The 15,658-nt window shown below is 35.3% G+C and carries 14 protein-coding genes; 3 read left to right on the top strand and 11 right to left on the bottom strand.

Features of this window, described 5'->3' with window-relative positions; translation table 11 throughout:
* The first annotated feature begins 163 nt into the window (after positions 1 to 163).
* A complete protein-coding gene (locus tag BR77_RS13340; protein ID WP_015077519.1) occupies positions 164 to 1,681 on the top strand; it encodes a helix-turn-helix domain-containing protein in 1,518 nt (505 codons plus the stop codon).
* A 100-nt stretch (positions 1,682 to 1,781) separates the two neighbouring features.
* On the opposite strand, the gene BR77_RS13335 is transcribed toward BR77_RS13340, so the two are convergent.
* From BR77_RS13335 to BR77_RS13320, 4 genes are all read right to left on the bottom strand, one after another.
* Entirely contained in the window at positions 1,782 to 2,738 is a 957-nt protein-coding gene (locus BR77_RS13335; protein WP_015077520.1) for an ABC transporter substrate-binding protein, read from the bottom strand.
* A gap of 27 nt (positions 2,739 to 2,765) precedes the next feature.
* Positions 2,766 to 3,770 carry a FecCD family ABC transporter permease gene (locus tag BR77_RS13330; protein ID WP_015077521.1) on the bottom strand — a complete coding sequence of 335 codons (1,005 nt, stop codon included), beginning with the start codon at positions 3,768 to 3,770 and terminating at the stop codon, positions 2,766 to 2,768.
* A 2-nt stretch (positions 3,771 to 3,772) separates the two neighbouring features.
* Positions 3,773 to 4,801: a FecCD family ABC transporter permease gene (locus tag BR77_RS13325; RefSeq protein ID WP_015077522.1), complete on the bottom strand. Its 1,029-nt coding sequence runs from the start codon at positions 4,799 to 4,801 to the stop codon at positions 3,773 to 3,775.
* 84 nt (positions 4,802 to 4,885) lie between these two features.
* A complete protein-coding gene (locus BR77_RS13320; RefSeq protein WP_015077523.1) occupies positions 4,886 to 5,668 on the bottom strand; it encodes an ABC transporter ATP-binding protein in 783 nt (260 codons plus the stop codon).
* 219 nt (positions 5,669 to 5,887) lie between these two features.
* Between BR77_RS13320 and BR77_RS13315 the strand changes: the two genes are divergently transcribed.
* Together BR77_RS13315 and BR77_RS13310 are read left to right on the top strand one after the other, a co-directional pair.
* Positions 5,888 to 6,265 carry a PH domain-containing protein gene (locus BR77_RS13315; protein ID WP_010052755.1) on the top strand — a complete coding sequence of 126 codons (378 nt, stop codon included), beginning with the start codon at positions 5,888 to 5,890 and terminating at the stop codon, positions 6,263 to 6,265.
* A 347-nt stretch (positions 6,266 to 6,612) separates the two neighbouring features.
* Positions 6,613 to 6,903, top strand: a complete 291-nt coding sequence (locus BR77_RS13310; RefSeq protein WP_010052753.1) for a hypothetical protein — start codon at positions 6,613 to 6,615, stop codon at positions 6,901 to 6,903.
* A gap of 83 nt (positions 6,904 to 6,986) precedes the next feature.
* On the opposite strand, the gene BR77_RS13305 is transcribed toward BR77_RS13310, so the two are convergent.
* From BR77_RS13305 to BR77_RS13275, 7 genes are all read right to left on the bottom strand, one after another.
* Positions 6,987 to 7,319 carry a winged helix-turn-helix transcriptional regulator gene (locus BR77_RS13305; protein ID WP_015077524.1) on the bottom strand — a complete coding sequence of 111 codons (333 nt, stop codon included), beginning with the start codon at positions 7,317 to 7,319 and terminating at the stop codon, positions 6,987 to 6,989.
* A gap of 120 nt (positions 7,320 to 7,439) precedes the next feature.
* Positions 7,440 to 8,534, bottom strand: a complete 1,095-nt coding sequence (locus BR77_RS13300; protein ID WP_015077525.1) for a DNA alkylation repair protein — start codon at positions 8,532 to 8,534, stop codon at positions 7,440 to 7,442.
* A 130-nt stretch (positions 8,535 to 8,664) separates the two neighbouring features.
* Positions 8,665 to 9,996 carry a H2O-forming NADH oxidase gene (nox, locus tag BR77_RS13295; RefSeq protein WP_015077526.1) on the bottom strand — a complete coding sequence of 444 codons (1,332 nt, stop codon included), beginning with the start codon at positions 9,994 to 9,996 and terminating at the stop codon, positions 8,665 to 8,667.
* Positions 9,997 to 10,286: 290 nt separating this feature from the next.
* Complete coding sequence (gene menC / locus BR77_RS13290) at positions 10,287 to 11,402, bottom strand: o-succinylbenzoate synthase (RefSeq protein WP_015077527.1); 1,116 nt, start codon at positions 11,400 to 11,402, stop codon at positions 10,287 to 10,289.
* 18 nt (positions 11,403 to 11,420) lie between these two features.
* Positions 11,421 to 12,242 (bottom strand): 2-succinyl-6-hydroxy-2,4-cyclohexadiene-1-carboxylate synthase, encoded by an 822-nt coding sequence (menH, locus tag BR77_RS13285; protein ID WP_015077528.1) that lies wholly within the window; start codon positions 12,240 to 12,242, stop codon positions 11,421 to 11,423.
* Positions 12,239 to 13,978 carry a 2-succinyl-5-enolpyruvyl-6-hydroxy-3-cyclohexene-1-carboxylic-acid synthase gene (menD, locus tag BR77_RS13280; RefSeq protein WP_015077529.1) on the bottom strand — a complete coding sequence of 580 codons (1,740 nt, stop codon included), beginning with the start codon at positions 13,976 to 13,978 and terminating at the stop codon, positions 12,239 to 12,241. The genes menH and menD overlap by 4 nt, the downstream gene beginning before the upstream one ends.
* Positions 13,971 to 15,359, bottom strand: coding sequence for an isochorismate synthase (locus BR77_RS13275; RefSeq protein WP_016356641.1), 1,389 nt, complete (start codon positions 15,357 to 15,359; stop codon positions 13,971 to 13,973). The genes menD and BR77_RS13275 overlap by 8 nt, the downstream gene beginning before the upstream one ends.
* Positions 15,360 to 15,658 lie beyond the last annotated feature (299 nt).

Below are 15,658 nucleotides of genomic sequence, written 5' to 3'. Positions count from 1 at the left end.
CTCAATTATAACAACATTTCTGATTCTTATAATCGTTCTTTCTTTACTATTAGAATTAAAATTAAGTATAGACTTTTGATAATTCTATGTTAAAATCAACCATTATATACAGCATTAAAAAAAAACAAGCTTATTAAATAATCTTATAAAAGGACTGATTCGGATGCTTTATGCTCTTTTAAAAAAACAAGACTTCAATAAATTACAGTTATTCAATTATATTTCAAGACACGAACAAGTTGAAATTAATTATCTAGCAGATACTTTTAAGTTCTCTAAAACGACGATTAGAAGACATATTGCTGATTTGAACAGTCTCTTAAAAGAGAATGGAAAAACGAGCTATTTTCAAATTAATCAAACCGATTCGTCCCATTATTATCTGACTCCCTTAACGCAAGAAAAATTTGCTCACCTTTCATTTAAATTACAGTCGCACTACTTAAATATTTCACCACAATTTCAATTGTTGGCGCTTTTTTTTTCGTCTCATTCCCTGACAATTTATCAGATTTGTGAAGCTCTTATCATCTCTGAAAACTATTGCTATAAACTAATTAAGCAATTAAAAGCCATCTTAAAAACCGTTTCAATATCCATTAATAAATCTGTTGAAAATCAATCTTTCTCGCTGCACGGATCCGAGTCAACTATTCGTTTTATGTACATTTGGCTTTTCTTACCCTCCTACCAAAACATCAGCTGGCCCTTTAGTCATCTCACACAAGATTCTGTCAGGTTGGCTTATTCTAAAGCTGATACCGGTCCATTAGAGCACAGTACACGATCCGCAAAAACACGTATTGAATTTATTTTAGCAATCATTGATAAACGTGTCAGGCATAATCAATTGAACAAACCCTTTGATGAACCTCTATATTCAATTGTCCAGATATTTATGAAACAACATGATGTATCTAAAAATATTCCTCACTTTCCAGCGACTTTTCCACTTGCCGTTGGTTCTGAAAAAGAAGTAAATGAGCGCGAACACTTTAACTTGATTATTCGAACAATCAATAGCTCAATTGATACACAACAAGACAAGCTAAACATCGGGGAGCAATTTACATTACTCAATAATCCAATTACAAACTTTTATTCAGGTTTTATCCCCGCTTTTTTTAAAAAATATAACATAAAAAAAAGCAATGACAGCTTATTTGAATTTATGTACTATACTGTATTTACTCATTCTTATTCGATTTATTCTCACTTTAATCCCACGATGATGACTCAACTCAATCATTTGGATAGCGAAATTCAAATTATCACAGACAATAGTCAAACATTTAAGAATGATTTAGATGATGCTTTTTCTACTTACTCAATGCCTCCTGATTTAATAACTGATCTCACAACAGAACTTGTTAGTTCGGTTCTAGTCACATTGTCTCAAATACATAAAGAAAAAGTTCTTTATCTGTACGTGCAATACTCCAGAGATATAGTCGGAGGATCCTTTATTCAAAGTGAAATCCATCATTTTTTTAGTGCCAAATCAATTAAATTCGTTTCAAGTAGTCATGAAGCGGATATTATCATCTCTGATTCCAACGAACTCAGTGCAACGTCCGAATTTCATTTCTTTGAAGATACTACTCGGAATAGTTCTTGGATTAATCTCTTTTCATTTCTTCAAAGAAAGCTATATGAACTTTATTTTTTAACTAATTTGTAGGACTATAAATAAAAAAAGAAATTTGATAGGGGATTTTTCCCGTCTCAAATTTCCTTTTTTCTAGAAGAATGAACTCATAAAGTTGAGTCTTTTTTTACCTTTATTTTTGCGTTTCAATCAATTTATCCGTAATTAACTTTAACTGAGCTTGAATCGCAATTGGATCATAATAATACATTTTTTCAAAAGGCAGCTCAATCACTTGGTTTTTCTCTACAGCGGGAATTGTTTTCCAGATTGGATTAGCCTTTAAAGCAGTTAATTCAGCACTTTCAGTTCCATTAGCTGTGTAGCTAGTAAAAAACATAAAGTCCGCAGCATAATCTGGCAAAGCTTCTAATGAAAGCTCCTTCCAGCCATCACCATCACTCACTTTTTGAATATTGTCTTGTTGTTTCAAGCCTAAACCAGTTGTTAAAACTTGGCCACCACGACCAAAATTTGAGCCAAAAACAAATAATTTACTATCTTGTAATTCATATAATCCTACAGTTGCATCCATTGGAAAATTAACTTCCGCTAAACGAGCTCGCTCTTTATCTGCATTTTCTTTAAATGACTTTTTCCAAGCTTCAGCTTCAGTTTTACGATTTAATAACTCGCCAAAAAGATCTACAGATTCATTGATATTTCGCACGGTGTCATAAGGTAATAGAACCGTTGGCGCAATTTTCTCTAAGCTAGCGACCTCATCTTCTGTATCTGTAATAATTAAGTCAGGCTCTAAAGCTAAAACTTCTTCCGCATTCATAGGAACTCCAACATCTTTAATTTTATCTAGCACCTTTTTATCAATAAAAGGTGAAGCTAAATCCCACTCTGTCGCTCCAACAACTGGTACATCTAGTGCTAAAACATGCCCCATATAAGTTCGGACAACTACTCTTTTGGGATTATTCGGTACTTCTATCTCGCCATTAGCAGCTTTGAAAAGATGCGTTCCAGTTGCCTCTTTTTCCTGTGCTTTTTCTGTATCCGAAGTATTTGAACCACAACCCGTTAATACGATTAGTACCCCTAAAATAAACACGAGACCTTTAATCTTTTGGTTTTTCATCTCTTTATCGACTCCATTCTTCTATTTTTAAACTGTCCGCATCATTAACCAGATAAAATACGGTGTTGCGATAATCGCTACAACTAATCCTACAGCGACTTCATTTGGTGCAAATAGATTTTTCCCAACAATATCTGCTCCTAATACTAAAATCATTCCGACTACTGCTGAAACAGGTAAATAGGACTGACTGCGCCCACCAACAAGTCTTTTGGCAATATGTGGTGCTAACAATCCGACAAACGCAATACCACCTCCACCTGCAACAGAAATCCCAGCCAATGCTACAGCTAAAAATAACAAAATAGCTTTTGTCTTTTCCACTTCCAAACCTAAGCTTTGGCCAATTTGGTCACCTAAACGTAAAATATCTAAACGCATCGTAAACCAATAAACTAATGGGAGTAATATGGCTAACCAACAGGCAATAATGAGAATAAAAGACCAATTGACATTCCATAAATTTCCACTTAACCACACCATTGCTTTTTCAAAATTAAATTCATCCATTTGCAATTGAAAAATTAAAATAAACGCATTTAATAACGCTGTTACAGCGATCCCAACTAATAACAAACGTAGTTGATGAATGCCCTTTTTCCATGCTCCTAAATAAATTAAACTTGCAGCAAAAAATGCACCACCTAAAGCGACTAGTGGGATAAATAAAAATTGCGGTACACCTAGTTTGGCCGTACTTCCTGTACTGAAAAATAAATATAAAACTACTCCTAGTCCTGCTCCTGCATTAATGCCTAGGATACTGGAGTCTGCCAAATCATTTTGAGTAATACCCTGTAGAATTGCGCCACTAATCGCTAATCCCATACCAACAAGCAAAGCTATCACAATTCGTGGCAAACGGAATTCAAAAAGAATTAATTGATTACGTGCAGAACCCTTTCCCATTAGCGTTTGGATAGTCTCCAATGGACTAATTCGAATCGCTCCTAAATTCAATTGAATTAAAATCAAGCTAATTAAAAGCAGACCACCGACAAATAAACTTGTTTTAACTTTATGTTTATTCATTTTTAGCGCCCTCCTTTATAATTGCGAGCTAATAAGATAAAGAAAGGTGCACCAATGATTGCTGTAATGGCACCAATTGGAATTTCAAAAGGTGGGTTAATTGTTCGCGCCACTAAATCTGCTAGACTCAATAATAATCCACCTGTTAAACATGTCACAAAAAAGGTCCCTTGAAAACGATCACCTAAAATTAAACGCACAATGTGTGGAATACATAATCCAATAAAGCCAATATTCCCTGCAATGGCTACACTAGCTCCAGTTGCAACCACCATAATTAAAAGACCTAGATAACGGGCTTTCAATAATGATCCACCAAGACTTGAAGCAACTTCATCGCCTAAAGATAGTAAGTTGATTTCGACACTAATCCACCAAGTAACTAGCAAACAGACAAACAAAATAGTCAATAATATCCGAACATCAAGAAAGGTCGTTCCAGAAAAACCACCTGCTAACCAAAAACTTAAGTTGCGACTTGTTTTCGTTTGAAGACCAATTGCAATAGACAGACTTGAAAAAAAGCCTGACATCGCCGTTCCAGCCAAAGCCATTTTAATTGGATTTATGCCCTTGTTACGGCTTCCAGTCATACTAACAATCAATCCAATGGCCAACAGACTTCCTAGCATTGCAACAACCGAACGTAATGGACTACCCAAATTAAAACCTAGACCATATGTGATTGCAACTGCCAAACTAGCTCCACCAGTCACGCCTAAAATTGAAGGGTCTGCTAAAGGATTACGCGTAACGGCTTGCATCAACTGACCAGATAAAGCCAGTAAAGCACCGACTAAAAGGGTTCCCAATAAACGAGGCAACCGTAAGTAACGAACGGTTTGGTGGAGTTTATCTTGCACATCATAGTGAGTAAAACTTTCGCCAATCGTTTTTAAAGAAATTGTTTCTGTGCCGTATTTCAAACTTAAAAGCGAAACAAGTATTAATCCAGCAAATAAAACAATCAAAACCATAATTAAACTCAATTGCCTAGCACTTCTTGTTTCTTTTACATGTAGTTGCTTCAAAGATGCCTCACCCACTTTTCAATTAAGAGGGTTCTATGAACCAAGCCTTTTACATTCAGTCTCACATTCTTCTCCCTCTCCACTTTACATCGTATCGTAAGATAACATCATTGGTTTTCCAGTTCGTTTGTCTGTTGTAATTTCTGCATCGATTTGAAAGACTTCTACTAGCATTTCATGAGTGAATACATCCGCAGTTTCACCTTGATATAACAACTTTCCATCGCTTAGACAAACCATGTAATCAGCAAATCTAGCAGCCATATTTAAATCATGAATAACCATGATAATTGTTTTTCCCATTTCTTTATTTAAGCGTGTTAATAATTTTAGGATATCTAATTGATGAGCCAAATCTAAAAAAGTTGTTGGCTCGTCTAATAATAAAATATCACTATTTTGTGCTAACGTCATTGCAATCCAGACTCTTTGCCGCTGCCCACCAGATAAAGATTCAACAGGTTCATTTTTCAATTCTTCTAACTCTGTTTCCTTTAAAGCCCAATCAACTTGCATCTGATCTTCTTTAGTGAAGCGACCAAATGTGTTTTGATGAGGGAAACGACCATATTTAACTAAGTCTAAGACTGTAATATCACTTGGAGCTAATGGATTTTGAGGCAACATTGCGACTAATTTTGCCATCTCTTTTGGATCATATTCCTGAACCAATTTTTCTTTTACAAAAAATTCACCAGCTACTGGTTTTAAGTAACGTGTGACACCCTTTAATAGTGTTGACTTACAGCTGCCATTCGGTCCAATCAAGGCTGTAATTTTACCTAAGGGCAAAACAATATCTAAATCTTCAATCACTCGCTTTTTTTCATACTGCATTGTAATCCCAGTTGCTTTTACAGCTTCCAAAGTACCACCTGCTTTTCTTTCCTAAATTAGATTTATTATCATCTGTTTGAGAATCATTCTCAATAACTATTCATTGATTATAACAGAAATAAATGCGATAGTAATCAATTAAATGACAAATTGTTTTCTAACTCAATAAAAGATAACTACTCTTGTACTTTTGATTAGAATTCATTAAAATAGAGAATAGAAACTACAAAAAGAAAAGGACGTGCCAATATGGGATTATTTAGCGGTTTAATCAACAATGCTAGTGATGCAAATATCAATGATGTACGAAAAAAATTAGCGGATGTTTTATTGCCTACCGAAGATATCGAACTTGCTTATAAATTAGTTAGAGACATGGTTATTTTCACTGAAAAACGCTTAATTATTATTGATAAACAAGGTGTGACAGGAAAGAAAACATCTTATAAAAGTTACCCTTATCGTAGCATCAGTCGCTTTACTGTTGAAACAACTGGTCACTTTGATTTAGATGCAGAATTACACATTTTTATTTCCTCTGCATTAGAACCTGCTGCTACGTTAACCTTTTCTAAAGATCGTCATATTGTCGAAATTCAACAAGCGTTAGCTAAAGCTGTCTTGTAATATTTTCTTCACAAATTGTTTTTCAACTAATTAATGACTTTGAAGCCATCAAAAAAATTTATTTTTGATGGCTTCTTCTATTATTATATAACAATGAGATATCTTTTAAAAAATAAGAATAATCGATTTTGAACCTTTAAACAACTAAAAACAGTAAATTTTTTTCTAAAAAAAAACAAAAAAAGCTAGCTTTTTTTTGTTTTTTGTGTAGAATATAGGATAGTAATACTTTAATGACTTTTATCTTATACTTACTTTATAGTTAGAAATACTTTTTTTTATCTACTTTTGTGAATAAAAATACAAATAAATCCTATTAACAATTAACGAAATGGAGCGAACTCATCATGGATGAACAAATCAGAAAAGAAATTTTAGACTTTATATGGAGTGAACGTTTACTTGATGAAGCCGAACTACAAAGCACCCCCGATGCTGAAGATTGTTCCATCCGAATTGTCAATAAAAAAGGTGATATCATGGATGTAAAACTAGCTTTAGAAGCTGGAGAAATGCATCTATTAGCACCAAAAAAATCACTGTTTGCCTTTGTAAAAGACGAAGCTGGTAAATGGAAACCTAAATATTTCGAAAAATTAAATGCTTTAGGCTGTTCAGAAGAACGTTTTATGTTTTAAGCTAATTCTAACGAACCATCAAAAAACCATGACATTTCTGTCATGGTTTTTATTTATACCATTTAAACAACCTTGACTCCCCATTAATCCATCCATTTATCTGCCCAAATATGAACTTCACTCATTACATTTTTTAAGCTATAGCCCTTCTCCGTTAAACTATACTCAACCCGTACCTGTGAATCTGGATAAACATCCCGAACTAGAATATCATTATCTGCTAACTCTTTTAATCGTTCAACAAGGATTCGATCACTAATAGTTGGGATTTTTGCAGCTATATCTTTATAGCGCTGCGGACCTTCTAACAATACCTCCACAATTAACCCCATCCACTTCTTATCTAAAATCGAAAAAACATGTTCTACCTGCGTACATTTTTGGCTCGTTGCTTTATCCATCAACTCCTCATTCATTTCCTTCACCTCTTTTTATTGATTATACCACTTTTATTTACAAATAGTAAGTAACTTCTCTTATCCTTGATTAATTTAGCAAAAAAAGTTACTAAGCCTGGAACTTAGCAACTTTTCTTTCTAACCTTTCAAAAACAGACTTGTTTCAGCAAACTCAACTCCATTTAATAGTAAAACAACCCTATGCTCCCCAGCATAATGCTTTCTAGTCGTTAAATCTTTCCATTTATGCGTGCGTCTGCCTGAAATTGTCTGACCCCCACTAACATTTTTCTCCGATAAGAAAAATAGTTTTCGCGTTGCCTTACCGTTAGCCTTAATAAAATAGATGCCATACTCGATACGGACATGTAAATCTGAATCACCCTTTGTTGTAAATTGGTAGCTAAATTCAGATTCTTCCCCCATTTCTAATTCACTTAGCTGACTATTAATTTCTGCCATGTTAATTTGATTTTCTACCTCAGGATATCCAAATAAGCGCATAATTTCAGGATCAGCTTGTTTTATTAATGTTCGACAGCCTTTACGTAAAATCCAATCTGTCTGTTGGCTCTGACCTTGCCACGCTTTAACAAGCTCAATTATTTTTTGAGGATTGTCTTTTGCAATATCATTTAAATTATTGGCAACACTTTTCCGCACATATAAAGAGTCATCATTTTTTAATAATTCTAAAATATCCAATACTGGACCGGGATTGACTTTAAAAAGGCCTAAAGCTTGGCCCCACGGCAACCTCGGGCGACAGCCTTCACTAGCTAAACGTCGAATATGCTCATTTTCATCTGTTGCCCATTCTTTCATCAAGCTCATGACTTTGATTGGGTTTTTCACTATAAACGTTCGAATAGCAAATTCAGAAGAAGAGCCTTTGGTAAAACGTTTAATCGCCTCCATTGATAACTCCCAATCCGATTCATTTTGCCCGTATACTTCAACAAAATCAGGGAAAAACAAATAAGGAAAGCCTTGACATTCTTGTTCCAATTGAAATAATAAGGCAATTTGATCAGAGTAACTACCTTTTAAGCATCGTCCTAAAACAGTAGAAATACGACGCATTCTTTCTTTTAACTTTAAATCCTCCCAGTCCTCATTCAACACCTCTTGTTTAAATTTTGTTGCATTAAAACTAGCTGATTTCTCTTGAACTAAAGCTGAGAAATGATTAATAAACTCATTATTGTATACCTCTTTTAATGCCGTTGCCATATCCTATCTCTCCTGTTCTGATTCCTTTTTCATTTTTATTATAACAGAGTAAACTAGACAACAGTCTGTCAATGATCCCAGCAAAAAAAGACTGGCATAGGTCATTCCAGTCTTCCTGTCAATTTTAATTCTATTTAGCAGATAAAGCTGCCATTGTAATGTAATTATAAGGTTGATTGAAGTGTGGTAAGAAGAAAATATCCAATAGTTTTAATTTATCAATGGTTACTTTTTCTTCAATCGCTAGCGAGAACATATGGATTCCCATTGAAATATCTTCTTTGGAAGCCAACTGTGCACCTAAAATACGACGAGTGGTTTTGTCATAAACAATTCTAATTTTAACCTCATTATTTTTCTTGATAAAAGCAGGTTTTTGCAAGTCTTCAAATTCAGTATAAGCCACATCAAATCCAGCTTGTTTCGCTGCTTTCAAATTTAAACCTGTTGAAACCATGTTATAGCCAAAAATATAAATTCCATTTGAACCTTGAACTCCGATTGATTCTAAAGGCGTTCCACATACATTATGTCCAGCAACAATTCCGCTACGAACCGCATTTGTCGCCAACGCAATATAAGTAGTTGCCTCTAAAGCATTGCTATAAATAGTGGCACAATCTCCTACAGCATAAACATCTGGTAAACTGGTTTCTTGCTTCAAGTTCACTTCATAAGCGCCATTCGAGAAAAGTTTAAGCGCATCTTTTCCTAGTTCTGTATTTGGATTAAACCCAATCGCTAATAAAACTAAATCAGCTGCATAAGAACCTTTATCCGTAACAACTTCTTGGACTTTATCCGTCCCTTTTAGCTCTAACACCTTTTGACCAAATTCTAGTTCAATCCCATTGTCCATTAAGTTTTTATCCATGTCTTCTGTAAACCAAGGATCATAGTAACCCGCTAAGCTCGTTGTATCAATATCAAATAAACGCACATTTTTTCCACGGCGCTTCGCAGCTTCTGCCATTTCAACACCTATATAACCCGCTCCAATAACGGCTACATTTTCAATAGCTGGATCATTCAATGCCAAATCTGCCGCTTGTCCGTCTTGGAATAATTTAACAAATTGAACATTTTCTAGTTCTATTCCTGGTATTGCTGGTTTGATGGGTACAGAACCAGTCGCTAAAATTAGTTTGTCGTATGATTCACAAATTTCATTATTCGCCGTATCTACCGCATAAACTTTTTTATCAGTAAAATCTACTTTTGTAATAGTAGTTTCCATATGAACTTTGGCTTTCTTCTCAACAAAAGCATCTTTCGATGTATAAAATAATTGATCCGGTGTTTCAATTTGTCTACCTACCCATAAGGCTGTTCCACAACCAAGATAACTTAAATTCGTATTTCGATCAAAGATAACGAGTTCATTTTCTGGATAATTATCTAGAATCGTATTTGAAGCTGCAATCCCCGCATGGTTTGCTCCTATTAACACAATCTTACTCATTTTAAAACGCCCCCTATATTTTTTTAGTCCATTCTCATCTTGCATCGTCATTATAGCAAGTACAAAACCGCAAAGCAACAACAATAAAAACGGTTACAACCTATTTTTATTGTTGTTAGTTATTTAATTATTTCATCAAAACTCTTTTGCTCGATGATGAACAATGATTCATCTCGATTTTTTATTTTCACAAGCTTATGCTTCTCTGTTACTTAAAAAATTAAATAAAAATAGCATACAGAGAATAAACAGAAGTTTTTACACTTTATTATCCCCTCTATGCTTAAAAATTAATCTATTAGTACGTAATCTGTTTGTTTTAGGCAATAGTTATTCACTACTTGCCAATCGACTTCAACTCCAATTCCATCGCCAGAAGGAACAGTTATTTCTCCTTCGACTAAATCAAAAGTTGTCTTGATAATATCTTCAGCGAAATAGCGATTTGAGGCAGAAATATCTCCCGGAAAAGAAAATTCATCCCGAGAAGATAAGGCTAAATTAAATGCTCTTCCGATTCCTGCTTCTAACATCCCTCCACACCACACGAGTATATCATGAGACTGACAATAATCCACAATTTCTAAAGCTTCCTGTAACCCACCAACACGGGATATTTTTAAATTTATACTCTGGCAACTGCCTAATTGGTGAGCTAATTGAACATCGCCTAAACAGCGGATATTCTCATCTAAACATACTCTCGTTTTCAGTTGACTTTGTGCCCATGCATGATCAACAAAATCTCGAAAGCCAAAAGGTTGTTCAATCATAGCTAAATCATACTTATCTAAAGCTTTAAGCAAAGGTAAATCTTCCTTTGTATAGGCTGAATTTGCATCTGCCATTAAAGTTAACTCTGGAAATGCTTTTCGAACTGCGGCAATAGGTTCTTGATCAAACCCCGGTTTAATTTTTAACTTAACTCGTTGATAGCCGGTTGCAACATACCCCTCGACTAATTGTAGTAAAACTTCAATCGACGGTTGAATACCGATGCTAACTCCAACTGGAATACGCAAGCGATTCGCTCCGATTAAGTGCTGAATAGACTGATTTTGCTCTTTTCCATATAGATCCCAGATAGCTGTTTCAAGTGCTGCTTTTGCCATTTCATTGCCTCGAATGGGTGCCAACAATGCTCTTACCTCTTGTGGATGTTCGATGATGACACCCTTTATAAGAGGCAATAAGTGATTTACAAGGATTAAGCCAGCCGTTTCCCGCGTTTCTTCTGTATAATCAGGAATCTCAAAAGCTTCAAGTTCTCCATAGCCTTTATTGCCTAATTTGTTTTCGACCTCAATTAAATAAAAAGCTTTTGTTTTAATTGCCCCATAACTTGTGATAAATGGTGTTAATAGTGGCAATTCAATATGATAAAGCGTCACTTTAACTATTTCCATGTCAAACTCACACCTTCCTTACAACTGATTATCCGCAATTTCTTGTAAGCATTTAGCAAAGAGCATCGGCTGTTCTATGTGCGGAGCATGTCCTGCTCCAGCAAATTCAACTAGTTTAGAATGCGGAAAAAGTGTCCCCATTTCTTCAGCTAGTTGTTTAAATTTTAGATCTGCTTCCCCAATCAATAAATAGACTGGGAACTGGATCTGTTTTAATTCTTGCCAATAACTAGGTTGGCTTCCAGTGCCTAATTGTTCGAGACTGATAGCTAATCCAATCGGATTCTGACTTAAACGTTCATCTCTAATTCGACTTTTAATTTCGGTAGATAATTTTTTTTGAGTTGCAAATAGTGGCAGGTTCTCCCAACTTTCAACAAATTTAGTTAAACCATCTTTTATGATGCTCTTGGCTAATTTAGCATCGTGCTCTCGACGCATCTCTTGTTCCCGATTAGTTTTAAGACCTGGTGAACTACTTTCTAGAATGAGTTTATTCACTTTATCTGGATAGTTAGCTGCAAAACCGAGCGCAACTCGTCCCCCCATTGAATAGCCTAAAAGCAAAACTTTAGGAAGCTTTAATTCTTCCAAAAAAAGAGCAATATCTAAGATTTGCTCTTCCATAGAATAACGTTTTTCAGCGACATGGTAAGCTGTCTCACCATGTCCAACCAAATCTAAGCTAATGATCGTCTCAGTGACTAAAGCCTCTGTAACCTCTGAAAAGGTTGCTTTGGTACCAGTAAAGCCATGAAGCATTAGCCATGGAATCCGTTTTGAATCAGTACCTTCTTTAACCGTATAGCTATATTCAACTCCACGAATTTGTATTTTCATCGCTTTGATGCCTTTAATTCTTCTGTAACATTAGCAAAAAGTTCTTGGTGAACAGCTACATTTTCGTAGCGATTGGTTTTAATTTCAATAATATCTAAGCCTTTATGAAAATGAGCATGATCTAAAGCTTCATGTAATTGTTCGCCATCAGAAACTTGTTGATAGCCCCCGCTGTATAGATCTGCCACTTTTGCAAAATCTAAATTTAGCTCTGTGCCAAATAACGTTTCAAAGTATTTTGGTAAATCTGCTTGTGGCAAGAAAGAAAAAATACCGCCACCATTATTATTTACAACTAGAATCGTTAAGTTAATTCCATATTTTTGAGCCATTAGCAGCCCATTCATATCATGGTAAAAAGATAAATCACCAATAACTAAATACATCGGTTGAATGAACGTTCCGCAACCTAACGCCGTCGAGATGACGCCGTCAATTCCGTTAGCACCACGGTTGGCTAGTAAAGTTAACTCTTTTTCTGTTTTAGCAAAAAAAGTATCTACGTCACGAATCGGCATGCTATTGCCAATAAATAAACCCGATTTGTTAGGTAAATGCTTACGTAATAAATGAATCAGTTCCCCTTCATCAATTGACTCAGCAACATCAATGCTCTGTTGTACGATTTCCGCTGTCAATTGATTGACCGTTTGCCAACTAGTCAACCAGCTTGAGTCTGTTACCTGTGTAAATCGCTCAGTAAATTCATCTACTAAAAAATGTTCCTCGCAATGGATTAAATCAGTCGCTGCCTTCATTGGATCTTTCCATTCCTCACCTGGATCAACTAAGTAGTAAGGAATTCCAGCAAAAGATTCTACCCATTTCATTAAAGATTTCGAAACAGGCATAGCGCCAAAACGAATGATGACTTCTGGGACCAAGTCGGTGACTTCAAGTGGATTTCTTAAAAAAGCATCATACTGATCAATAACCGTATTGTCTATGCCACCATAGGTACGTAGTCCTGACAAAGGATCAGCTACAATCGGCCAACCAATTTGTTTAGCAAATGCAGCTAACTTCGCTGGAAACTCTTTTTTTGCTAATGGCCCGGCAATAATTAACCCTTTTTTGCCTGCACAAGCTTCAATAATTTTATCAATTGTTCCAGTCGGAATCACTTTATGAGAATAATAAATATGCACATGCTCATTTATATTTTGACGAGTAAAAGGCGATGGATCTAAGATTGGTACTAAAGGTTCACGTAAAGGAAAATTCAAATGCACAGGTCCACGAGGGACTGTCATGGCAATATCGACTGTTTTACTTCCATGCCATTTTGCATAGCGCAACATTTCTAGCGAGTTTTCTGGCAAGGCCATATCAACAAAACTTTTCACGTGTTCTCCATACAAACGGACTTGTTCCATTGCTTGTGGAGCTCCTACACCTCGAAGTTCAGGTGGACGATCGGCAGTTAAAACAATTAATGGAATACTAGATAAATTGGCTTCAGCAACAGCTGGAAAATAGTTCGCAGCTGCTGTTCCAGACGTACACAATAAAACAACAGGATTTTTAGAGGCTTTGGCAATCCCTAACGCAAAAAAACCAGCAGAACGTTCATCAATATCAACATAAACTTTCAATGTTGGATGTTCTGCCATCAATAGTGCCAAAGGTGTTGAACGTGAACCTGGGCTAATTACTGCCTCTTTAACACCGGCTTGAACTAATTCTTCAACAAATGTAACTAAATAATCTGTTAGTGCTTGATTTTTTTCATTCATTTTCCATTCCTCCTAAAGCTCGTAACATTGGTTGAAATTTAATTGCCGTTTCATTTAACTCTTCAGTTGGGTCGGAACCGGCTACAATTCCGCAACCTGCAAACAACAAACTTTGCTGTCCCATAATTAATGCTGAACGAATTCCGACTGCAAATTCTCCTTGATCAGAACTATCAACCCAACCAATTGGTGCACCATAAAAACCTCGATTGTAAGGTTCCTTTTGACGAATAACTTCTAACGCTAAATCTGTTGGTACTCCACCTAGTGCCGGTGTAGGATGCATCCCTTTCACTGCCTCTAAAAATGAAAAATGTTCTTTTTTTGTTCCAGCCAATGTTAAAAACAAGTGTTGAATATCTCGATTTTTTAATAAAGTTGGTCCACCTGAAATGGCTAAATCTGTTGTAAAACCTTCCATAGTATGACGAATCATTTCGACAACTAATTGATGTTCATGAACGTTTTTATGGTCGGCCAATAAACGATCGCCAATCGCTTGGTCTTCCGCAAAAGTTGCGCCACGTTTTGCAGAACCAGCTACACAAGCAGAATAAAATTTATTTCCTTCAGCAGATAATAATCGCTCAGGAGTTGCACCTAAAAATGTTTTTTCTCCATTTTCCACTACGAAGAAATAACTATTTTGTTGTGTTTTTTTTAACTTTTCTAAAACAGCCTCAATGGCCACATCTGTTTCATGAGTTAACAACATCTGCCTTGATAAAACAACCTTATTCAACTCTTTTGATGCCTTGATTGCATCAACCGTTTCAGAGACAGCCGCTAACCATGAATCCGTTGCTAGTTCTTCTTTTTTCGTAATTGCCGCTATTTCAGTCTCAGTCACAAATGGTGTCGCTAAAAGTTCTTCCCATTGTTTCATTATTCTAAGTGGCTTTTCTATCAAATCTGCTTGTGTTACATAAAAATTAAAGGTTATATAACTTTTTTCCGCTGTAGTTGTAAGTAAATACGTTGGTAATGAAAAATAAGCATCTTGAAATTCTTCCCAATTTGCATCTGCTTTCGCCAGACTATCAAAGCTAAAACCACCAATCAATAATGCCCCAGTCCCTAAAATTATTTCATTACTAACTGTTTGCTTTTTCAATTTATCTTTAAACTGATTTAATTCAGTATAACTTTCATTTCCAGCTTTTGAGCTATAACGCTCTGTACAACCGATACCTGCTAGTGTCACTGTTTTAGATGGATTTTGCCAAAAAATACGTTGACCAGTATACTTCTTAGCCCCCTTTTTAAACAGTGTGAGTGCATCAAGTTCATTTAACTCTCTCACATAGCTAACTAAAACAGATGAATGCTCCTCTAATTTTAATTTAGCTGCCTCACTGATATCTGATGGTAATGTCCACATAATCATTTCGCTCCTTCTACTTATAAAGCTCTTTTTCTAGTATAACAAAATCAGGTTAAAATTGCTTTAAACCCGCACAAAAAAGATAAGATAAATTAGAACAAAAAAACTAGAAATCAAAAATAAGATTATGTATTAAGAATACATTCCCCATAAGTTAACTAAGAAAATAAAGCTCACATCTATCCTAACTATTGTTTCATGTACTTTTTGCTAGAATAATTTAACATAATCCTTGGCATTCCACTCTCCTTGGCTCAGTGTAGATTCGAATAAAATTATAATTAATATAAGTTGTA

The organism is Carnobacterium maltaromaticum DSM 20342, from assembly GCF_000744945.1.
GTDB lineage: Bacteria > Bacillota > Bacilli > Lactobacillales > Carnobacteriaceae > Carnobacterium > Carnobacterium maltaromaticum.
This window is presented reverse-complemented; position numbering and strand designations above follow the sequence as displayed.

Excerpts from the sequence above, each read along its gene's own strand:
- BR77_RS13340 (WP_015077519.1), top strand. The coding sequence starts at position 164 with ATGCTTTATGCTCTTTTAAAAAAACAAGACTTCAATAAATTACAGTTA.
- BR77_RS13335 (WP_015077520.1), bottom strand. The coding sequence starts at position 2,738 with ATGAAAAACCAAAAGATTAAAGGTCTCGTGTTTATTTTAGGGGTACTA.
- BR77_RS13330 (WP_015077521.1), bottom strand. The coding sequence starts at position 3,770 with ATGAATAAACATAAAGTTAAAACAAGTTTATTTGTCGGTGGTCTGCTT.
- BR77_RS13315 (WP_010052755.1), top strand. The coding sequence starts at position 5,888 with ATGGGATTATTTAGCGGTTTAATCAACAATGCTAGTGATGCAAATATC.
- BR77_RS13310 (WP_010052753.1), top strand. The coding sequence starts at position 6,613 with ATGGATGAACAAATCAGAAAAGAAATTTTAGACTTTATATGGAGTGAA.
- BR77_RS13305 (WP_015077524.1), bottom strand. The coding sequence starts at position 7,319 with ATGAATGAGGAGTTGATGGATAAAGCAACGAGCCAAAAATGTACGCAG.
- BR77_RS13300 (WP_015077525.1), bottom strand. The coding sequence starts at position 8,534 with ATGGCAACGGCATTAAAAGAGGTATACAATAATGAGTTTATTAATCAT.
- nox (WP_015077526.1), bottom strand. The coding sequence starts at position 9,996 with ATGAGTAAGATTGTGTTAATAGGAGCAAACCATGCGGGGATTGCAGCT.
- menC (WP_015077527.1), bottom strand. The coding sequence starts at position 11,402 with ATGGAAATAGTTAAAGTGACGCTTTATCATATTGAATTGCCACTATTA.
- menH (WP_015077528.1), bottom strand. The coding sequence starts at position 12,242 with ATGAAAATACAAATTCGTGGAGTTGAATATAGCTATACGGTTAAAGAA.
- menD (WP_015077529.1), bottom strand. The coding sequence starts at position 13,978 with ATGAATGAAAAAAATCAAGCACTAACAGATTATTTAGTTACATTTGTT.
- BR77_RS13275 (WP_016356641.1), bottom strand. The coding sequence starts at position 15,359 with ATGTGGACATTACCATCAGATATCAGTGAGGCAGCTAAATTAAAATTA.